At 50.2% G+C, this 21,325-nt stretch carries 18 protein-coding genes; 8 read left to right on the forward strand and 10 right to left on the reverse strand.

Going from position 1 to position 21,325, the window contains the following annotated elements; all coding sequences use genetic code 11:
- The 7 genes from PN498_RS21120 to PN498_RS21150 all read right to left on the reverse strand — a co-directional run.
- On the reverse strand, positions 1 to 2,639 hold a 2,639-nt coding region (locus PN498_RS21120), incomplete at its 3' end, for an NACHT domain-containing protein (protein WP_272065391.1).
- A 141-nt stretch (positions 2,640 to 2,780) separates the two neighbouring features.
- On the reverse strand, positions 2,781 to 3,401 hold the full coding sequence (locus PN498_RS21125; protein WP_272065392.1) for a cytochrome c oxidase subunit 3: 621 nt from the start codon (positions 3,399 to 3,401) through the stop codon (positions 2,781 to 2,783).
- 185 nt (positions 3,402 to 3,586) lie between these two features.
- The gene (gene ctaD / locus PN498_RS21130; RefSeq protein ID WP_442951437.1) at positions 3,587 to 5,227 is read right to left on the reverse strand and encodes a cytochrome c oxidase subunit I; all 1,641 of its coding nucleotides are present in this window, start codon (positions 5,225 to 5,227) and stop codon (positions 3,587 to 3,589) included.
- A gap of 53 nt (positions 5,228 to 5,280) precedes the next feature.
- The gene (locus tag PN498_RS21135; RefSeq protein ID WP_272065393.1) at positions 5,281 to 6,264 is read right to left on the reverse strand and encodes a cytochrome c oxidase subunit II; all 984 of its coding nucleotides are present in this window, start codon (positions 6,262 to 6,264) and stop codon (positions 5,281 to 5,283) included.
- A 175-nt stretch (positions 6,265 to 6,439) separates the two neighbouring features.
- Positions 6,440 to 7,327 carry a DMT family transporter gene (locus tag PN498_RS21140; RefSeq protein ID WP_272065394.1) on the reverse strand — a complete coding sequence of 296 codons (888 nt, stop codon included), beginning with the start codon at positions 7,325 to 7,327 and terminating at the stop codon, positions 6,440 to 6,442.
- 221 nt (positions 7,328 to 7,548) lie between these two features.
- The gene (locus tag PN498_RS21145) at positions 7,549 to 8,097 is read right to left on the reverse strand and encodes a methylated-DNA--[protein]-cysteine S-methyltransferase (protein ID WP_272065395.1); all 549 of its coding nucleotides are present in this window, start codon (positions 8,095 to 8,097) and stop codon (positions 7,549 to 7,551) included.
- Positions 8,094 to 9,539, reverse strand: coding sequence for a DNA-3-methyladenine glycosylase 2 family protein (locus tag PN498_RS21150; RefSeq protein ID WP_272065396.1), 1,446 nt, complete (start codon positions 9,537 to 9,539; stop codon positions 8,094 to 8,096). Before PN498_RS21150 ends, PN498_RS21145 begins: the two co-directional genes overlap by 4 nt.
- Positions 9,540 to 10,487: 948 nt before the next feature.
- On the opposite strand from PN498_RS21150, the gene murC reads away from it, so the two are divergent.
- The 5 genes from murC to PN498_RS21175 all read left to right on the forward strand — a co-directional run bounded on the left by murC (position 10,488) and on the right by PN498_RS21175 (position 16,129).
- Complete coding sequence (murC, locus tag PN498_RS21155) at positions 10,488 to 11,990, forward strand: UDP-N-acetylmuramate--L-alanine ligase (RefSeq protein WP_272065436.1); 1,503 nt, start codon at positions 10,488 to 10,490, stop codon at positions 11,988 to 11,990.
- 11 nt (positions 11,991 to 12,001) lie between these two features.
- A complete protein-coding gene (gene murB, locus PN498_RS21160) occupies positions 12,002 to 12,946 on the forward strand; it encodes a UDP-N-acetylmuramate dehydrogenase (RefSeq protein ID WP_272065397.1) in 945 nt (314 codons plus the stop codon).
- Between the two features lie 138 nt (positions 12,947 to 13,084).
- Positions 13,085 to 13,432: a YbaB/EbfC family nucleoid-associated protein gene (locus PN498_RS21165; RefSeq protein WP_272065398.1), complete on the forward strand. Its 348-nt coding sequence runs from the start codon at positions 13,085 to 13,087 to the stop codon at positions 13,430 to 13,432.
- Between the two features lie 192 nt (positions 13,433 to 13,624).
- The gene (locus PN498_RS21170; protein WP_272065399.1) at positions 13,625 to 14,113 is read left to right on the forward strand and encodes a low molecular weight protein-tyrosine-phosphatase; all 489 of its coding nucleotides are present in this window, start codon (positions 13,625 to 13,627) and stop codon (positions 14,111 to 14,113) included.
- Between the two features lie 300 nt (positions 14,114 to 14,413).
- Positions 14,414 to 16,129, forward strand: coding sequence for an alpha/beta hydrolase (locus PN498_RS21175; protein WP_272065400.1), 1,716 nt, complete (start codon positions 14,414 to 14,416; stop codon positions 16,127 to 16,129).
- A 28-nt stretch (positions 16,130 to 16,157) separates the two neighbouring features.
- Here the strand turns inward: PN498_RS21175 and PN498_RS21180 are convergent, their stop codons facing one another.
- Complete coding sequence (locus PN498_RS21180; RefSeq protein ID WP_272065401.1) at positions 16,158 to 17,015, reverse strand: universal stress protein; 858 nt, start codon at positions 17,013 to 17,015, stop codon at positions 16,158 to 16,160.
- A gap of 400 nt (positions 17,016 to 17,415) precedes the next feature.
- On the opposite strand from PN498_RS21180, the gene PN498_RS21185 reads away from it, so the two are divergent.
- A complete protein-coding gene (locus PN498_RS21185) occupies positions 17,416 to 17,859 on the forward strand; it encodes an acyl-CoA thioesterase (protein WP_272065402.1) in 444 nt (147 codons plus the stop codon).
- Between the two features lie 197 nt (positions 17,860 to 18,056).
- On the opposite strand, the gene PN498_RS21190 is transcribed toward PN498_RS21185, so the two are convergent.
- Positions 18,057 to 18,419: a DUF4864 domain-containing protein gene (locus PN498_RS21190; RefSeq protein ID WP_272065403.1), complete on the reverse strand. Its 363-nt coding sequence runs from the start codon at positions 18,417 to 18,419 to the stop codon at positions 18,057 to 18,059.
- A gap of 121 nt (positions 18,420 to 18,540) precedes the next feature.
- Here PN498_RS21190 and PN498_RS21195 point away from each other — a divergent pair, with 121 nt between their 5' ends.
- Both PN498_RS21195 and PN498_RS21200 read left to right on the forward strand, forming a co-directional pair.
- Complete coding sequence (locus PN498_RS21195; protein ID WP_272065404.1) at positions 18,541 to 19,524, forward strand: ABC transporter ATP-binding protein; 984 nt, start codon at positions 18,541 to 18,543, stop codon at positions 19,522 to 19,524.
- Positions 19,525 to 19,602: 78 nt separating this feature from the next.
- On the forward strand, positions 19,603 to 20,163 hold the full coding sequence (locus tag PN498_RS21200; RefSeq protein ID WP_272065405.1) for a Uma2 family endonuclease: 561 nt from the start codon (positions 19,603 to 19,605) through the stop codon (positions 20,161 to 20,163).
- 320 nt (positions 20,164 to 20,483) lie between these two features.
- Here the strand turns inward: PN498_RS21200 and pstB are convergent, their stop codons facing one another.
- The gene (pstB, locus tag PN498_RS21205) at positions 20,484 to 21,299 is read right to left on the reverse strand and encodes a phosphate ABC transporter ATP-binding protein PstB (protein WP_272065406.1); all 816 of its coding nucleotides are present in this window, start codon (positions 21,297 to 21,299) and stop codon (positions 20,484 to 20,486) included.
- Between the last annotated feature and the right edge of the window lie 26 nt (positions 21,300 to 21,325).

Genomic DNA, 21,325 nt, shown 5'->3' on the forward strand with positions numbered 1-21,325 from the left:
GCGCTGGAGAGGTTGGCGCGGTAGAGGTAGGCGCTGGAGAGGTAGGCGCTGGAGAGGTTGGCGCGGTCGAGGTAGGCGCTGTAGAGGTTGGCGCGGTAGAGGTTGGCGCTGTCGAGGTTGGCGCGGTCGAGGTGGGGTCCGACCGTTTGGGCAAAGGTTGCTGTACCAAGCGCATCGGCGTAGTGAATGATTTTGAGCAGTTGGTCTGCGTCAAAAGTCTCTGTCTCCGGTTCACCACAGGGATGAAACTCGATGTCAGGGCGGGGCGCATCTGCAGGTAGGTTGGGGTAGCCTTCGGGTTGAGCCGCAGCGTGGAGTTTGAACAGAATAATCATTACGTTGAGTCCCGCAAAGACATCTACCTTCTTTAGCCCTGACGGAATATCCTGATCGAGTAGCTGCAACAGTTTTTTCTGGGGCAAATTCTCATTGGGGGGCGCGTCCAAAAAGTCGCTCTGGCACCAGCACCGATAAAACCCGTGGAGCCGCTTGAATAGCCGCGCCCGATCAATCTCACTTTCGTCCAGTAGCTCCCACAGATAGGCGACAATCTCTTGGGTTAGGCCGCCATAGCCAAACACATCGTAAATCTGTTCATTGAGCGCCCGTTCATCCAGCCGAGGTTTTTCCCTCCCTCTTTCTTTATCAACCTTGGTCCAAATTTCAAAGGCCGCAATCAGTCGCTCGGCAAATAAATATTCGCCAAAGCTCTTGTGGGCAAATTCCACCGACCCGCGCTTATCCCCTTCTCCTGGTTTCAGGTAAAAGGTGGTGAGCAAATTATTCAGCGCCTTGTCTTCCGACTGTCCGGTGGCTCTCTGAGCCTGCTTCATCAGCTCAGCAATGGGGTTACTGCTGGTCGTAAACCGCTGCTTCACCATGTCCAGCCGCGCCGTTTCATTGCCCGACTGCACCACACAGAGCGCCGCTTCTTGCAACACTTCCCGCAGATCTTCCAAGTCGTTTAATCCGGATAGCCGCAGGTTTTCATCCTGCCGCTGTTTCTCCAGCACCCAGTTCACCGATGCTTGATAAATCCGCAGCTTGGCCTGCGTTTCTTGATTGGCCCCCGTTGGGGTATCCGCAAACATATCCTCGGTGAGATGACCTTCCCGATTCAGCCGCGCCAGCAAATACAGCAGCAGCGGCTCCCGGGCCAAGCTGTCGGTAATATCGTTAGGACAAGCCTTGAGAAACTGACGAAATGCGGTAACCGTCTCCTCCCCAAAAAGCGTTTGCCAGTTGGACAGCCATCGCTCCCGCAGTTCATCCTTCATGGGTTCCAGCCGCACCCGCTCCAGGTCTTTGTTCTGGGTAATCAGCCGATCAATACCCTGTAAAGCCAACGGCCTGCCTGTCACCAACAGCTGATGATGGCTGCGCCGCTGAAAATCTGTCACCTGCTGCAAAAACTCCTTTAATCCCCCCGTGGCCCGCCCCTCTAGTAGCAATTCGTCAAAGCCATCCAAAACAATCAAAAAGCGCGTGTTTTTATCAGTTAGCCAGTCCGCTTCTCCCCGCACAAATCGGACCTGCTCTAAATCCGGGCAATCTTCCAAGGTCTCGGTTAGGTTATTCGCCAGTTTTCGCACATTCCGCAGTGGAATCCGTAGGGGGATGAAGGCATCACCAAACTCTTCCATCGTGCAGTTGGCAATCATGCGGCAAAACACCGATTTTCCCCGTCCCGCTTCTCCTTCAATGAACATCACCTTGCGGATTGAGTCCATTGGCTGCTCTAAAATCTGCCGCGTCCAGTCGTGGCTACAAACGGGTTCGGCATACTCTCTGACCTCACCATCCTGGGTTAAGGACTGCACCTCTAGCCGCACATAGATATCTTTGAAGCACACCTTGGGATTTTCTTCATCGAACACCTGCTCCAGCGGTAGCGGCGCAATCTGCGTTTTCAAATAGTCATCAATACTAGCGTAGCGTTCTTGCTCCTGCTGGCCTCCCGTACGGTAAAACTCCGCTAGCGGGACCACGCTTTCCCCAGCGTCCGCGATCGCCTGATGAAAATAGCGATGGCTGCCCCATATCACCTGCTCCACCAGCCGTTGCGTTTGACGCTTTGCCAAACCAACCTGCTGCAGCTGCTTCTTCAGAGCGGCACCAAACTCCTGGGCCAACACCGATTCTCGAAACTGGGTCGTGACGTTCTTGGCCTGAGCCGTGGTCAGTTCTGTCGTGTCCAGTTGGGTCAGCTGTCGCTCCACCACGTCCCTGAGCGATAGCCGCTTCAGTTTTGCTTTAATAGCTTCATCTTGGAGCCGCTCCAGCACTGTTTCTAAACTCTGGAGATAGGCCAGCTGAGCAACAATCGCGACTGAACTTTCAAAGGTGGGGTCTACTTTGGCCAGTGTCAGCCCCAGTTTGAGCACGCTGATGCCAATGGAGACGAAGGGCAATCCGGCGAAGGCTAGCTCGGCCACTGGCTGATCCAGCGTTTTGATCAGCGGTTCTGCCTTTTGCACGTAGGGAGCCAGCTGTTGGATTTGGTCGGCGTTGTCCTGCCACGCTTTCGAGGCGTCTGGGAGAGTGGTGATGGCTGAGATACCCTGATCAGCCACCTCTCCCCAGGGGATATCTTTTACATCAGTGTTAAGCAGCTGCCAAAATCCCTTGAGCGCTTTCATGGCTGATCCAGATGGTCAAAAGTCTACACAATCATAGCCGCCGGAACTGGCGACGGCTATACGATCCCCAAAACGCAAAATTGCGTAGGGACATGACGTGTTGAGTCCCTACGCAATTAATTGTTGTTATGGGAGCGATCGCTACAGCAGCGTCAGCAAGTAGATCAGCGCAAACAGAACGATCCACACGATATCGACGAAGTGCCAGTAGATTTCAGCCATCTCGACACCCGTGTGCTTCTCAGCGCCATAGTGACCTTCACGGCGCGATCGCCACAACACGCCCAAGATCAACAGCAAGCCGATAAATACGTGAAGACCGTGAAAGCCCGTCATCAAGTAGAAACAGTTGCTGAACAGGTTGGTGGTGAGACCATATCCCAAGTTCAAATACTCATAGATCTGACCGACCAGGAATACGGCTCCCATCGCAGCGGTAATGGCATACCACTTACGGAGACCCTTAACGTCTCCTTGTTTAATTGCGGTATCGCCATAGTGAATGACAAAACTGCTAGAAACCAGAATGACCGTGTTGATCGCAGGCAACAGCAGCTCAATTTCAGTTTCCTCTGGGGGCCACTCCGCCGCCGCCGAGCGATAAACCAAAAAGAGGACGAAAAAGCCCGCAAACATCAAAAATTCTGAGGCCAGAAAAGTCATCAAACCAATGACTCGCAAATCTTGATGTTCGCCATGACCCGCTTCTACAGCATGGCCGTCAGCCGTGGTTGTCTGAGTAGATTCGATTGCGCCTTGCATAACTTTAGGGATAAGGATGAGGGACAGTTGAAGGGACTAGTACCGCTACGCGGAATTCAAAATTCGAAATTCAAAACTAAGGCAAACAAGCTTTTCCAGGATTTTGAAGGGTGAGCCTATGTCTGCCGTAGCGTAGAGGTATTGCCTAGTCCCCATGAGCCGTGGGACTGCGATCGCGATCGCACTTAAGAAGACACCTCAGCAGGTTCAGGTTCCTCGCCATAGGCATAAGGCCCTTCAGTCATCACGGGCAGAACCTCCCAGTTTTCAATAATGGGCGGGGAATCCGTAGTCCATTCCAGAGTCTTGGCATCCCAAGGATTACCAGACGCCTTAGGTCCGTTGCTCCAGCTCCAAATGGCGTTAACCAAAAACGGCAGAATGGAAATTCCCAGCAAAAATGCACCAATCGTACAAATCACATTGATGTACTGAAACTGAGGATCATACATGGCAACCCGTCTTGGCATCCCTTTCAGACCCAGTTCATGCATGGGCAGGAAGGTCAGGTTAGTGCCAATGAAGGTCAGGATAAAGTGCACTTTACCCAATGGCTCATTCAGCATCCGACCTGTGATTTTGGGGAACCAGTGATACAGACCGGCATAGATACCAAAGACAGACCCCCCAAATAGGACGTAGTGGAAGTGAGCCACAACGTAATAGGTATCATGGACATGAATATCTACAGGCGCTGTTCCCAAAGTTACGCCACTGAGACCCCCCAATACAAACATCGCCAGCAGTCCGATGGCAAACAACATGGCGCTGGTGTAGCGAATCTTTCCGCCCCATAGCGTGGCAACCCAGCTGAAAATTTTCACGCCTGTAGGCACCGCCACAATCAGCGTAGACACCGTGAAAAACATCCGCATCCACGGTGGTGTGCCACTGGTGAACATGTGGTGGACCCAGACAAACAGACCGACAAGGCAGATCGTGAGGGAGGAATAGGCGATCGCCTTATAGCCGAAAATGGGCTTCCGAGCGTGAACCGGAATCACTTCCGACATGATGCCGAAAATGGGCAGGATCATCAGATATACAGCCGGGTGGGAATAGAACCAGAACAAATGCTGGTACATCACCACATCGCCCCCCGCTTCTGGACGGAAGAACGATGTCCCAAAATTGATATCAAAGAGCAGCAAAATCAGACCGGCAGCCAATACCGGAGTGGAAAACAGCGCTAGGACAGACGTGGCCATGATGGCCCAGCAAAACAAGGGCATATCGTTCCAGCCCATGCTGGGGACTCGCATCTTCCAGATGGTGATGATGAAGTTCACCGCGCCCAAAATGGAAGACGTTCCTGCGAGCACAATCGCTAAAATCCACATCGACTGAGCCGTGTTCGCAGTAATCAAGCTCAAGGGCGGATAGGATGTCCAACCGGCCTGAGCCCCCCCAAAGAAAAAGCTACCCACGATGAGGAATCCCGCAGGAACCGTCACCCAGAAAGCTAATGCATTGAGTTTTGGAAAGGCCATATCTCTTGCCCCAATCATGAGGGGAACAAGATAATTGCCAAATCCCCCAATGGCCCCCGGCACGATCCACAAAAAGATCATGATGGTGCCGTGGTTAGTCAAAAGAGCGTTGTAAAAATTGGGGTCTAGAAGATCAGCATCAGGAGTCGCCAATTCTGCTCGCATAGTCAGTGCCATGGCACCGCCGATGAGATAGAAGATGAACGAAGTCACCAAATACTGAATTCCAATGACTTTGTGGTCAACGTTGAACGTGAAGTAGTGATACCACTTCCATTTGTCAGGATGGGGAAAAGTGCTCCCCACCATATCACCTGTGATATTTGCTTGTGCCATACGAAATTTAAGAGAGCTTATTCGATGAGGAAAATCAGCTTGAAGTGAAAAGGCTATTCAGAAAGATGAGCTATCAGATTGGGCTCAATACCGATGTCATTGCTGTAAGGGGCCAAATACTCTTCATCCGAGAGATCGGCAGGGTTTGCAGCGATCGCCTCGTGAGCGCCAGTGTCAGCTTGAGCCGTTCGCTGCTCTAGCCAATTATTGAAATCTGATGGATTGTGCACAATCACTTGCGTTCTCATAGCACCGTGATAGCCCCCACACAATTCAGCGCAGACCACTGGATAAGTTCCGACTTTGGTAGCAACAAATCGAAGTTCAGTGTTTTTGCCAGGAATGGCGTCTTGCTTCAGGCGAAACTGCGGTACCCAGAAAGAATGGATCACATCGTTAGCTGAAATATTGAGCTTAACGTCAGCATTGACAGGAACATGCAGCTCACCATCCACGATTCCCGTTTCAGGATAGGTAAAAATCCAGGCGTACTGCATACCCGCTACGTTCACTTCAAAGTCAGCCGATTGACCTTCCTTTTCTAAGGGTGCTCCAATGCCATAGACCGCTTTCGCCAAAAGCGTTTCATCCCCTTCTTCGGCCTGTGTAAAATCTCCCACAGTGACCTCGGATGAGTGAGCCAGCCTGGTGCCGTGATCATAAACAGCATCACCAGGCGTAAAGCCTCCCATATCCTGAAATATCTGAACACTGTAGATGCCCAGGCCAATGACGATAACCGCAGGAATTGCTGTCCAAAAAGCCTCCAAGGGCAAATTACCCTCAATCGGCAGTCCATCAGTATCATCCCCTTTACGACGGCGAAACTGAATCATGCAGTACACAATCGTTCCTTCTACGACTAGAAAGAGCGCAGTACCAATGACCACCATCACGTTGAAGAAGTTATCTACCAGAACGGATTGGGCAGACGCCTGTTCGGGCAGCCAATCGTTGTTGAAGCCAAGCCAGAGGCTAATTAGGGTGACTACAACCCCAATCGTCAACGTCCATAAAGGTGCGGGAATTTGTTTCATAGCGATCGCTCCCATCGGGAGTCAGATTCATAAGTACCAACTATTGCCTTGACACAATGTTGTCGATAACCATCCTAAGCAGCTCAGCCCCAAGCGTGGGGTAAACTTTTGATTTGCTTCAACTGAGGGAAAAGCAAGCGGCGAAAGCGTTACATAACTCAATATGAAGCGGATGTCAGGACTTAGGGTGGGGCTGGAAGGGAAGTTTGAGAACTTGATTGGCGATCGCCGTTCCCAACAAGACTAGCGCTCCACCAATAATCATCGGTAACGTAATGGCTTCCTTCAAAATCAAAGTTCCCCACAGCATGGCAAACAGCGGGATTAGATAGGTCACGGTTAGAGCACGAGTTGAACCAACCGCATGGATCAGTCGAAAGTAAAGAATATAGGCCAGGGACGTACACAGGATTGCCAGCCCCACAACGGCCAATACAGCCTTGAAGGAGGGTGGGTGTTCGGGTTGGGTGAACGGCATCAGCGGTAGGAGTACTAAGGCAGCACTGAGCTGACTGCCTGTGGCGATGACCAGAGAAGGCGCTTCCTGCAAGTTCAAGCGAATAAAGGGAGCACAAATGGCATACATGAGGGCCGCACAAAGTCCGGCGGCGATCGCTAGCAGGATAGCCGGCGTCAGGGCTGTTTCGCGCAAGCCCACCAACACAACAACGCCTGCAAATCCCAACAGCAAACCGATAATACGACTGAGGAACAGTCTTTCATGAAGCCAAACATAGGCCACTAGAACGCCAAAAAAGGGCACCGTACCGTTCAAAATGGACGTTGTGCCAGCGGGTAGTGACAAGGTGGTAAATGCCAGCAGTGAAAAAGGAATGGCTGAGTTGAGAATACCGACAACCATGACGGGCATACGATAGGTCCAGAGCTGTTGTCTCAGACCTCGCATCAGCAGCAGTGGCAGTAGCGTTAGACCAGCCAGCAAAACCCTGAACTCAATGAGCCAAATCGGACCTAATTCAGGAGCTGCTATTCGCATGAAGAGAAACGAAGCTCCCCAGACAGCTGCAAGGGTGAGCAATTCGACAATTTGCAAAGGTTGCATAGAAGCTCCATGTGGGTTTCAAAAAGCAGAATTAACGGTCACGCGATCGTTGTGAACACAGTAGACTCTTGCAAATACGCTATTTTGCCCGCCCAATGCAATTGGCCTACATCCAATTTGTTTGGGTTGCAGTTAACAGCACAAAAATTAGTACTTTTCGGTCTCTGGATTTGGCCTGGAGCTTATAGTGCTTTACCTAAAATCGCAATTCTACGCCAGCTCTAGAGAGGAAGCACTGTCTGTTGAAAACGCTCAGCCTCTTTAACATTGGGCCCTTCAACATTAAAATTACTGCGACCTTGCTCATGTTTCAGTAACCAGCGCTTTCGATCCAGTCCCCCGGCATAGCCCGTCAAGCTCTGGTTGGCTGCAATGACCCGATGACATGGCACGACGATCGAAATAGGGTTACGACCATTAGCGGCTCCGACCGCACGGGAAGCGGAAGGCATGCCAATCACCTGAGCCAGCGTACCGTAACTGATGGTGGTGCCAAATGTAATGTCAGACAGGGCCTGCCAAACACGCTGTTGAAAATCTGTGCCCGTGGGTGCCAGCGGCAAATCGAAGGTTTGACGCTGATGGGCAAAATACTCCTCAAGCTGCGTTTGAGCGTGGGACAGCACATCTAAGTGACGATCTGCGAGCCAAGTCTGAGTCATCTGAGGGTAATACTTTTGCCCTTCCAGATAAAGACCCGTCAGCGATCGCCCATCCGACGTGAGTAACAGTTGCCCCAATGGACTTTCGAGATGGTGGTAGTAGATCATGGTGTTGACTCCAACGAAGACCAAAGACACATCGCGGCGTAAGCTCGCCACGGTCGCCAGCGTTCAGCCGCCTGCAGCACATCCGTAGGTTTATCAATCTGTAGCGCCCTACGAAGAGCTAAATCGCCATGGGGGAAAGCATCAGGATAGGCTAGGACGCGCAGCGCAATATAGTGTGCGGTCCAGTCGCCAATGCCGGGCAGTGCTGTGAGCTGAGCGATTGTGACCGCAGTGTTGGAGTAGGGAACAAGCTGGAGTTCTCTATTTTCTACGGCTTGAGCGAGCGCGATAATCGAGCGAGCACGCCGCTTGATAATGCCCAACGACGCTAGCTGCTCCGGTGAGGCTTGGGCAATTTGAGCGGACGTCGGCGTTAGATAATTGAGTCCTGTGCTTGGCCCTGTGCTCGGCGACATCGGCGTACCAAACGCTTCTACGACTCGGCCCATTAGCGTCGTAGCTGCCTTAACGCTGACCTGCTGACCTAAAATGGCCCGCATTGAGACCTCAAATCCGTCAAACGCTCCGGGTACTCTAATCCCTGCAAATGGCATCATCAATTCGCCTAAGCAATCAGCAATCAGGGTTGGATCGGCTCCTAAATCAAACAGAGACTTCACTCGCGTCAAAATAGGCAAAATAACAGCAATCAGGGAAGTCGAAATTTGAACCCGCAATTTGTTGTGGGATCGGGCAGGAGAGACAGCTATCCAACCCCGATGAGGGCCTATTTGCACCGTCCGTTGGTAGCGATCGTCGTCAATCACTTCAACACCCGTAACCGCTCGCTGGCGTAAGAAGCTCAGAAGTCTCTGCCAATCAAACGGGGGACGATAGGCTAGCTCACAATACAAACTATCTTGGGTCATCCCTTGAGGTGTTTTAGCAGCTTTGCGTCGTAAAGCTGTTGGGCTGAGGTGATAGCGGTCTTTGAACAAGGTATTCAGCCGTCGCACGCTGGAAAAGCCGCTCGCAAAAGCAATATCGGCGATAGATAAATGACTATCGGTGAGTAGACGCTTCGCCAGCAGCAAGCGTTGCGTTTGCGCCAGCTGAATTGGCGACACACCAAATTCTTGCTGGAGCACTCGGCGCAAATGGCGATCGCTAATTCCCAAACGATTCGCCAGCTCACTGACGGAATACTGGGTCAGTACTCCGCTCTCAATTTGATTTGCTGCTGCTGCTGCCAGCCGACCAATAGCATCCGTTTTGGCTCGTCCAGGAGCTAGCTCAGGACGACAGAGTAAACACGGACGATAGCCAGCTCGTTCCGCCGCCGCTGCACTTGGGTAGAATGTACAGTTCTTTCGATGAGGAGATTTAGCCTTGCATATCGTGCGACAGTAGATGCCTGTGCTCGAAACGCCAACAAAAAAGATACCGTCAAAGCGCGGATCTTTGCTGAGGAGGGCTTGATAGCGCTGATCATCTGTCAACATGATTCCGTTCTGATTGGTTTCAGCGAGACAGCCTCAGCATAAAAGATCCCCCTGTGCCTGTCTCGCCATTTTCGGACGTCAGATTTCAGGCACTAGGTTCATAGATAATTTAATTCCACAGGATGCGGGCAGCAGCACCTTTCAAATCTATGAGTTGCCCATCCTAAGAAAAAGTCATAAAGTTTTGGTTCGTTTTTTGCCGTTCAAGTTCAAACACTCTTGAGCAAGCTTGATAGGGAGCGGCAACAGTTTCAACCGCAAAATCTCTTATTACCCATCCATAGCTCTCTAAAAAACAGGCCTTGTTTTTAAACAGCGAAGGACGTTCCTTTAAGGTCTTAATGAAATCGCATTGGCAAAATCTGAAGCCATTACTGTTGCCACAATCTAGAGCTTTTCTTAGATAAAGTATGAGCTTCTAAGAAGCGGCAATCAATATTAGCGATCGCCTCCCAGAGAAAAGCTGATCGTGCAATTTGTGATTCAACAACCAATTTTGAGCTCACTAATATATCGCCAACTTATTTGAAGCAGAATAAGCTGATGAAAAACTTAACCTCTAAAAAATCCTGTAAATTTCATGCATGAGAGACGTTCTAAAACACAAACTGGCTGTTATATTCGGAAACCATAAATACAGCGCTGTATGCATAAACATAATTAACCTTCAAGGTTTAAAGAGCGCTAGGGAAAAATTATCAAGAGTGTTAAAAGCTTTCGATAACTGGTCAGCAGTTGCGGTCTCAAAATCAACTTACTTATCCGAGGGACGACGAATTACTGACAAGTTTTCTTTGATACCAAGAGGGTGACCCGAACTATGGAATGGTCACTGAATCAGCAGAAGGCCTATCTAAAAAGCACCGTAGTCGGTTTTTAGGCCATTTTAAGGATACCTGGTATGATACGCCTGATATTGGTGTGGTGTGGCACGTTGAGGAGTATAAGATGCTGAATTCTGTCGATTTCAGCGGTAGGCCCTTCCATTTCATTGGAATTGGAGGGATAGGCATGTCTGCGTTGGCCTATGTTCTGACGCAGCAAAGACTACCGGTTTCAGGGTCAGATTTAAGATTGAGTCATATAACTCAGCGATTGCAAGAGGCTGGAGCGCATATCTTCTGGCGACAGGAGGCTGACAATCTAAGTTTCTTTGAACAAGGATTTGAACAAGGCTTAACTGCCAACTACAGTGACCATTCTCCCGTCAAGCTTGCAGCACGACAAACCGTCAATCTTCCTCAAGTTGTTTGTTCGACTGCTATCAACGAGAGCAATGATGAATACCGAGCAGCTTTAAAGATGGGTTGTCCCATCTTTCATCGCTCAGATCTTTTAGCCGCGCTGATGAAGCAGTACAAAAGCATTGCCGTAGCAGGGACCCATGGCAAAACAACCACCAGCAGCATGATGGGCTATGCCCTGCTAGAAGGTGGCATTGATCCAACTATGGTGGTTGGAGGCGAGGTTTCCGCTTGGGAAGGCAATGCCCGTCTTGGCATGAGCAATTGGTTTGTGGCCGAAGCAGACGAATCGGATGGATCGCTCGTCAAGCTGACGCCTGAAATAGGCATCATTACCAACATTGAGTTAGATCACCCTGATCACTACAACTCTCTTGAAGATGTGGTTGACATCTTCCGACAGTTTTCTCAGCAAACGAAAACGGTAATTGCGTCCATCGATTGTGCAACTGTACGGTCTTTTTTGAACCCTGATATTACCTACAGTGTAGAGGTGGGCAACCCAGCCGACTATACCGTGACTGATGTTGTCTACAGTGCTACGGGTACACGTGCAGCCGTTTGGGAACGGGGTAATCATTTAGGCGTTTTGAGATTAGCAGTTCCTGGCAAACACAATCTTAGCAACGCACTGGCCGTGATTGCGGCTGGTCGATGTGTGGGCGTTGATTTTGATGCCTTGGCAGCTGGATTGGCTCAGTTTGAGGGAGCACGTCGAAGATTTGAGCGTCGTGGGTTCTACAGTGGCATTCAGTTCGTTGATGACTATGCTCATCATCCCAGTGAGATCAAGGCAACGCTATCAACAGCCCGGTTGCTGAAAGAAGCAGACGTGCGATTGGGTCACGGTGTGAAGCGCATCTTTGCGATCTTTCAACCCCACCGCTACAGCAGAACGGCAGCCTTTTTAGATGATTTTGCTCAGGCTTTCAATGATGCCGACGAGGTCATCATCACAGATGTCTATGGAGCAGGAGAGGAAAAACCAAAAGGCTTTTCTGCTCAGGTGGTGGCACGGGCGATCGCCGAATATCATCCCCACGTCCAATATTGTTCGACTTTGGAAGCCGTAAGCGCTGTTTTGACCGAGCGCTTGCAACCCGGTGACATGGCCCTCTTTTTGGGAGCTGGCAATCTCAATCGCATTATCCCAGAGGTGATGGAACCGTTTGTAAATGCAGAAATCCAGGCTGTTCAGCAGGCATAGCCAGTGGTTCTATGACTCAGTCGAGATCGAATAGCGCTTTCTCTCTCAAAGCTGATGGCGATGCTGAAGCTGGGGCGTTCCCATTGCAGCAGCAGGTGTCTCTATCAGCGTTTACCTCCTATCGAGTTGGTGGTGTAGCCGACTGGTTTAGCTTGCCAAAAACACCCATTGACATTCTGGCTAGTTTGCAGTGGGCACAGCAAAAGGGGCTTCCTATTACGCTGTTGGGAGCGGGGTCAAATCTGTTGATCAGCGATCGCGGTGTTCGGGGTTTGGTTATCTGCACTCGTCATTTGCGGGGCGCTCACTTTGATGATGCAACTGGACGCTTAACTGTGGCGGCTGGAGAACCCTTACCCAACTTAGCCTCGAAGGCAGCTCGTCGGGGCTGGCGAGGAATGGAATGGGCGATCGGGATTCCGGGCACAGTGGGCGGTGCAATCTTTATGAACGCGGGTGCTCACGGCTCTTGTACTGCGGAAACACTCTTAGAGGCCCAAGGCGTAACGCTTTCAGGAGAGCATATTACCCTCTCTCCTGAAGCGCTCCAGTTCGCCTATCGCACATCCAGCTTGCAGTCAGATCTTCGTTTAATCACTGAAGCCACCTTTCAGCTTGAGCCAGACCACGATCCCAAACAAGTTACGACCGACACCCAAAACGCCTTAGAAAAAAGGCGTTCTACTCAGCCGTATCATCTTCCCAGTTGCGGTAGCGTTTTTCGCAATCCCCCGCCTTACACAGCAGGGTGGCTGATCGAACAAACGGGTCTCAAGGCATACAAAATTGGCCAGGCCCAAGTCTCCCCTATGCATGCCAACTTTATCGTCAACGTTGGTGGAGCCACGGCCCAGGATGTTTTACGTCTGATTCGCTCTGTACAAGACCAAGTCCACGAGCAATGGGATGTTCATCTGCATCCAGAGGTTCGTTTGCTAGGGACCTTCAATCCCTAAGCCCATGCTGGTATAGACCTGTCGACTTTGTTCGATGTCTTTTAGCGGCATCGGATTTCCCTATTCCATGAAACCCTGCAAAGCACTGTAAGATCAGGTAGCTTTACCGTTTACTCACCGTAGGAGAGAAATACCCAAATGTCACAAGGGCAAGGATTTGGATTTGGTCTCGGCAAGATGAGAGAGCTAGCCGATGCCGTTAAGAAGGCTCAGCAAATTCAAGAAGGGGCCAAGCAACTTCAGGAAGACCTGGAGAGTATGGAAATTGAAGGACAAGCCGGAGGCGGTCTGGTCAAAGTGATTTTGACTGGCAATCAGGAGCCTCGACGAGTTGAAATTTCTCCTGAAGCGCTGAATGAAGGTGCGGAAGTTTTATCAGACTTAGTTAGCACTGCAATGAAAGATGCTTACCAAAAATCGACTGAGACTATGCGCGAGCGCATGGAAGACTTGACGGGTGGCTTGAACTTACCTAATCTGGGATAATTTTTTGGGGTTGGAAAATAAACCGCTTCAGCCCCTTGATAAGTGGGTAGACCAGGCGCAATAATGCTGATGCTTAAAGCATCTGTACTGACCCCATGATGTGCCCTAGCAATAGGGCAGTATTTTTGTTGGGAACTCGGCTTCTATCCCTTAACCTGTTAAGCCCTTCTTTGCTGATGCTGATGGAGTACTATGACGATTCAACTGCTGTTTGTCTGCTTAGGTAACATTTGTCGATCGCCCTCCGCAGAAAACATCATGAACCACTTACTCCAGTCGCGTCAGTTAGCTGACCAAATCACCTGCGACTCAGCAGGTACTTCCAGCTATCACATCGGTAGTGCTCCTGATCGACGCATGGCGCAGGCAGCGCGGGCAGAAGGAATTACGCTTGCGGGTCAAGCACGTCAGCTTCAGGCAGCCGATCTGGAAAACTTTGACTGGATTTTGGCCATGGATGACGACAATTATCGAGACATTCTGCGCTTAGATCCTGACGGACGTTTTCATCATAAAGTTCGCAAAATTTGTGATTTTTGTCGTCACCATACCGACAAAGAGGTTCCGGATCCGTATTATGGGGGTGAGGCTGGCTTTAAATACGTCATTGACCTGTTATTGGATGCTTGTGAAGGGTTTTTGGAGTTTTTGCTGCAAGAATCTGCTTCTAGCAGTGTGTAGTTACAAATCACTCTATTTTTCGAGAGATGCCAGGAAACGTTTTCTGGATCTTGGCTACATTCAAAAATGAATAGGCTTGCTCTTAATTGGTGACATAACAAGGTTTCTAAAGGTGCGTCAGGGTTGAGCATACTTCTTTGGGACAAATTATTGGCATGAAAGTGCAGTTCAGAACAAGTAGGGCTTACGTAATATTTCACTAGTTATGGCCAACCGGTTGAACAAAACTTAAGCGGACTTAAGCTGGTCGCGAAACAGCAGTTCTAAGACTGAAAGACCGACCGGTCTATCAAAACCTCTATGATTAACCTAAGAGTTGTGTCGCAGATGTTGAGGCGTTGGCGGTTCGGTCAGGTAGGCACTGCGATCGCGCTCGCACTGTTGGGTCTATCAGCAACAGCGCCATCCTCTCGCAGTGCCGAGCAAATTATCATTACCTACGGCTTCTTCGAACGCACAGTCGACATTGCAGACCTCGAAGCTTTTGCCCAAGGGGAAGAGTTGAGTGAACAGCTCTCTAAGTACGCGAATAGCTTTGGCCTCAGTGACACAGACTTAGAATCCATTCGAGAAATTTTGGTCCAGAAAGCTGATTTTGATGAAGTTGATGTGGCCCGATTTCTCTACACGACTCAAGGGACACGGCTGCTGCGATCTATCAAAGACATCGTGCAGACCCCCTCGCGTCAACCCGGAATTGTTGCCATTCGCAGTGGACTGATCTTGGCAGCGGCGGATGACGAAGGCCTGACCCTGCTCAACTTTTTGAAGCAATATCCGACTCCCGCCATTCGGATTGACGTCGGCGCTGGACTAGACATTGCTGCTACCGTGGCCGAAACCTTAAGAGCATCAGAACGAGCGATCGCCTTTATAGAAACCCTGTCCGCCGAGGCTGCACAGCAACCGCAAGGGAGGCTGCAAGCCGTACGTCAACTGGTCTACGAGATTCCCGCCTATGAGGCCTCCAGGATTACTTTAAGGCTTCCATTTCGCGATGTGGATGCAGCCCTTTACCTGCCTGAACCGAAATCAAGAGCCTTGCAGTTGCCCAACGAAATCCCGGTCATCGTTATTTCTCACGGTTTAGGCGATGAAGGACGGAGTTATCTCTACTTGGCAGAATTCTTAGCTGAACGGGGATTTGCGGTGGCCACCCTGGATCATCCTGGCAGCGATGGCGAGCAAGTTTCTCGTCTCTTTGCAGGGCTTTCAGACAACATTGTTGATGAGCGTGAATTTCTCAATCGTCCAGAAGATGTTTCTGCACTGCTGGATGAAATAGAGGACTACATCCTAAATGACCGGGAGCTGCGATGGCGTGTCGACACACGCAACGTTGGCCTAATTGGGCAATCGTTTGGCGGCTATACCGCACTGGCACTGGCAGGCGCGACTTACAATACTGAAACACTTCAAGCAGCCTGCGGACCCCGGGAGATTTACTTTAATCTATCGCTGCTGCTCCAATGTGAAGCAGACTTTGAAGCTGCCGATCCCTCAGCGCTCAAGGACGATCGCGTTCAGGCAATCTTGACGGTTAATCCTATTGGCAGTCAGATTTTTGGACCATCAGGTTTTGGCGATGTTGATGTTCCGGTCATGATTGTCGCAGCTACGGCAGACACGGTTGCGCCCGCGCTACCCGAACAAATCGAACCCTTTACCTGGTTACAAACCGAATATCGCTATCTGGCGGTAGCTCAGGGCACAACTCACTTCTCCGTCATCAAGCTTGGCAATGGCACCATGCCGTCAATTCCAGTACCCGTATCGATGTGGGGAGATAGCCCCGAAATTGCCCAAGACTATCTAGAAATTTTGAGCCTGATGTTTTTTCAGCGGCATCTGCGTCAGGATACACGCTATGACAGTGGTCTGACAGCTTGGTTTATTGAGGAACAGGTGGAACGCGCCCCTCTAGAGCCTCTGAGTCTAATTCAAACACTTAATCCAGAGGCCCTAGAACAGGCGATCGCAGGGGAAGGGGTTACCGAGCAGGAATCGCAGCAGTAAAGCGATTTCACCGATCAATCGCGAGTGCCTAATTCACCGCCATGCGCGTCAGCAGGACGGGACAGGGCGTGTAGACACGCACATAATCCGATAGGGATTCTCCCAGGAGTCGATCTAAGTCGGGCATCCCTTTGGCGATCGACGGACGGCGATCAGGAGAGCCCAAAATCATCAAATCGACGTTTTTGTCTTCCGCTAGCTGACAAATGCGTCGGCCAGGTTTGCCTTCAGGAGCCGAGAGAATAGTCTTGATGCCGTACTGTTTAGCCTTTGCTGCTGCCTCAGTCAAGATAGGGTCTTGATTGGGATCAGGTGCCGTTTCATCGAAAGGACTCTTTTTCAAATTGGCGATAGTGTGAACTAACAGGAGTTCACTATCTTTGATGTCCCGCAGCAGATTGATGGCAACCTTCAATCCCTCTTGAGCTGAGTCTGATTTATCCATAGCAACCATGACTCGCTTGATAGGCCGGATGCTGTACAGATCATCTTTTACCAGCAGCATCGGTCGCGAAGACAGCTGAAAGACATATTGACTCACAGAATTTTCCAAGATGGCTTTCAGTCCCTGTAGCCCTCTTGAACCCATAATGACAAGATCAGCATCAATTTCATTGGCAACGTTGATGACAACGTCTTTAGGATCTCCCTCTCTCAGCATCGCCGTAACATTCGCGGGATCCAGCGAGAGGGAGCTGATAGCTTCTGCTAAAGTTCGCCCCCCTTCTTCCCACTTGGCTGTCATCTCTTCTGCAGAAATCTGAGAAGGCACAACATGTAGCACGGTAATCGAAGCGCGTTGAATTAAAGGAATATCCATCAAAACCTTCATCATGGCTCTGGTATTACCTGTACCAGAATCCGCAAGAAGAATTTTTTCGATCATAGTGACCTCGTTAATTAAAAGTTGCAGCTGCCTGGCTCAAAAGACGCAGTAAATCTGAATGATCTGGGTCTGGAGACAACACGGCTCACTTTTGCACCGTATTCAGTCAACTGGCTTAAAGATGAGTTGAATAAGTCCATAGGACCAATGCAAACGAGCTGTTTAGACGCTGAGGATTGAGACAAGGTATGCCTATCGGCAAGCATCCAACACAGGTCGTCCCTGTCAATAAAGCTTTAAAGGAAAGCCTTATATGACGAGGTTTTACGCTTTATTTCAATAATAGACACCGGATTTCACACAGGTTTTCACGGTTTCATAATTCGTAGTAAGTCAACTGCTGCTGAGGGAGGCAGAGAGCCTGTTAATGTAGTCGAGATCTGTCGATGTGTGTCTATCCATGAGTGAACCTGCGATCGCTCCCGAATCTGCTTTTGAATATCCGATTCATGTCTACCCCCATCACACGGACTATGCCGGAATCGTATGGCACGGCACATATATTAACTGGATGGAGGAAGCGCGGGTCGCCTGTCTGCAATCTCAGGGCGTCAACTTTGCCGATTGGATCGAGGCAGGTGTCGATTTGCCTGTGGTGGATCTGTCTGTGCGCTATCGGCGTTCATTGGTGATGGGTGTAGATGCGATCGTGAAGGCTTGGGCTGTTCCACAAAAGAGCGTGCGCATCGTTTGGCAATACGACATTCAAGAGCAGACCACTCGTGAGTCTTGTGTGATCGGCACAGTAACGCTAGCGCCCATTGATCGCGCGTCGCGCAGGGTTCTGCGACGGTTACCTGAACCTATGAAGTCTGATTTGGCGCGGCTGTATGGTGGAGGTTGAAAGGCGAGTCTGTATTGGTTGGTGCCTTGTTTGGTGCCCCAACGAAAAGTAAAAACGTAGTTTAATTATTCCTTGAAAAAATCTAATAACGGTTATCGCATGAATGTTGGATGCTAAAAATAGCCTGCGATTTTGAAGCAGTAACTCAGTCTTTCGATCAGACAAAAAATTTGCCTTTCCCTCATCGATTTAATACCCTAAATTTCCTCGACGGGCACTAAAAAGCATCCGGCAATACGCCAGTCCTTGGAGGGTTGTTGCTGCATTAAGTAGATAGCCTTGACGATCTCGCCCTCTTGCGCCATCAGAAAAACGGATTGAGCCGGAAATCCCTGCATCTCAGTTAGCTCACCAAATATCACCCCTCTGGGACGATAAACTGCGGGGTATGAACTGCGGACCATCCGCATAAAATTGCCAACGCTTTTAAATTGCTGTCGAATAGCCGGTGCTGCATAAAGAAAGGCCTGAATACCGTCATCACACTGAAAGGCTTCAATTTGAGCAGTAATTACTTGACGAATCGCATCTCTTTCCGTATCTGCAAGTTCCTGAGACATTACATTATGGCTCCCTGACCGCACCATCCAACATCATAGAAAAGGGTATACGGTCTATGCTGTTGCATAGATACCACCTTGAACAGATTTATTTTTGGAGTAAGAGGCTTTCTTCTTCAACATGCCCATTATTGACGTTCACGCACTCAAAAAAATTTATCCCGTGGCAATTAAAGAACCGGGACTAAAAGGCACACTGCGCCACTTCTTTAAACGCACTTATCGCAATGTTGAAGCCGTGCGTGATATCTCCTTTCAGATTGAACCGGGAGAAGTGGTCGGCTTTTTAGGGCCGAATGGAGCAGGCAAGACCACGACTTTGAAAATGCTCACGGGTCTTATTCATCCATCGAGTGGGCAAGTGGGCGTCGCTGGGCAAACCCCTTTCAAGCGATCGCCCACCTTCTTGAGGCAAATTACGCTAGTGATGGGGCAAAAGCAGCAGCTGCTGTGGGATCTGCCCGCGCTAGATTCCTTACGAATTAACGGAGCCATTTATGGGTTAGACGATCGCACCTTTCGCGATCGCGTTTCTGAGCTAGCTTCGATGCTCGATATCACCGATAAGTTGACCCAACCCGTCCGCAAACTGTCATTGGGTGAACGCATGAAAGCAGAAATGCTGGCCGCCCTAATTCACCGTCCCAAGGTCCTTTTTTTAGACGAGCCCACTCTGGGACTAGACGTTAATGCCCAAGTCGCGGTGCGGGAATTTTTGCGCGAATACAACCATCGCTATCAGGCCACAATTTTGCTCACCAGCCACTACATGGCGGACATCACAGCGCTTTGCGATCGCGTGCTGCTGATTTACCAAGGATCGCTGATCTATGACGGCAGCTTGGACGGACTGCTAAATCGGTTCGCGCCCTATCGAGAGGTCAAAGTGGAACTGTCAAGCCACGCTGATGCCAGTAAGCTATCCCTCTACGGAGATATCGAAAGCCTAGACGGCTGTTCTGCCAGCCTCATCGTGCAGCGATCGGAGCTAACGACAACGGTGTCCCGCATCCTGGCAGACCTGAAAGTCCAAGACTTAACCGTCACCGATCCCCCTATCGAGGAAGTCATCGGGCGCGTGTTTCAAACGGGAACCGTTGCTTGATTTTAGAGTGTAGATTTGCGATTTTGGATTGGAAACCCGCCACAGCGATCGCAAACGTTCTTTCTGAGGGCCTTGAAGATGGTTCAAACCCCTGCCACCCCCCTCACGCTGGAAGCCTTTTTGCAATTGCCCGAAACAGAGCCTGCTAGCGAATATATTGATGGGCGCATTTTTCAAAAACCGATGCCACAAGGAGAGCACAGCGCCATCCAAACCGAACTGGCCCCTGCGATCAATCAAGTCGTACGGCCCAGTCAAACGGCACGGGCGTTTACTGAACTTCGCTGTACATTTGGCGAACGCTCAACAGTCCCAGATATTGCAGTCTTTCTCTGGCATCGAATTCCACGCAAAGAGAACGGCAGTATTGCTAATGTGTTTAATCTTGCTCCTGACTGGACCCTTGAAATCCTCTCACCCGATCAGAGTCAAACTAGGGTTACCAAAAATATCTTGCACTGCCTTAAATACGGCACTCAAATGGGATGGCTCATTGACCCTGCTGAACGAACAGTGTTGATCTATCTGCCGGATCAGCCCATTGCCATCTACGACGAACCAGAAACGCGGTTGCCAGTCCCCGAATTTGCGAAAGATTTCAATTTGACTGTTGCAGAGTTGTTTAGCTGGCTTCTATAGGTTCTCGCATCACTCAAAAGATCTCGAATGGGCTCTATATATAGCCCTTTCAGGGCTCTTAAGGCCCAACCCAGAGCTTCCTGGAGATGATCGACGCTCAAACGGAGTTCAGCACCAAGCTTCAATAAAGCCCCCTCAACGTGAGTAACATCGAGGGGGCAGTGAGTGGAATATATCTGGGACGTCGTTGGCCGAACGTTTAGGCAGTGGTGGCAGGAGCGATCTCGTCTTTATCTAGTTTTCACGATATCCAAGCTCTCACGACGCAGTTGGTGATAAGTGGAATTAGATTGTACAGACGGAGCGATGCCACGCTCAAACTAACCGAAGCGTCCCGATACATAATCCCGAGTAGCGTGACTTTGAGGATGATTGAAGATGTTTTCGGTTGTGTCGTATTCTACCAAGTAGCCAACTTTGCCAGCAGAATCCGTCTGTTCAGCGTTAAAAAAGGCGGTTTTATCCGATACTCGCGTCGCCTGCTGCATGTTGTGGGTCACGATGATGATGGTGTAGTTCTCTTTCAGCTGATGCATTAGCTCCTCAATCTTCAGGGTAGAGATCGGGTCTAGGGCTGAGCAGGGTTCATCCATCAAAATCACCTCAGGCGCGATCGCGATCGCACGGGCAATGCAAAGACGCTGCTGTTGTCCCCCCGAGAGGGAAAGCCCACTGTCTTTCAGCTTATCCTTGACCTCTTCCCAAAGGGCCGCTCGTCGCAGTGACTTTTCGACTAGCTCATCCATATCGCCTTGATAGCCGTTAATGCGGGCCCCATAGGCAACGTTGTCATAAATCGGCTTAGGAAAAGGATTGGGCTTTTGGAACACCATGCCAATGCGGCGGCGGAGTTCTGTCGGGTCTACCCCCTTGCCGTAAATGTCTACCCCTCGGTAAGCAATGCGACCTTCGATGTGCGCCCCTGGAATTAAATCATTGAGACGATTAAAGCAGCGTAAAACGGTGCTCTTTCCGCAACCCGACGGCCCAATCAAGGCCGTAATCTCGTGACTAGCAATATCTAGAGTGACACCGCGCACCGCCTTAAACGAGCCATAGTAGTAGCTCGTATCCTCGACCGTAAAGACAGAGTCAGTTTTAGTATTTGCTGTTGAAGCAGATGTTTCAGGTTGCATAGACCGATGCTGTAGGGTTGAGCTGA

Source organism: Oscillatoria sp. CS-180, assembly GCF_028330965.1.
Lineage (GTDB): Bacteria > Cyanobacteriota > Cyanobacteriia > Phormidesmidales > Phormidesmidaceae > Halomicronema.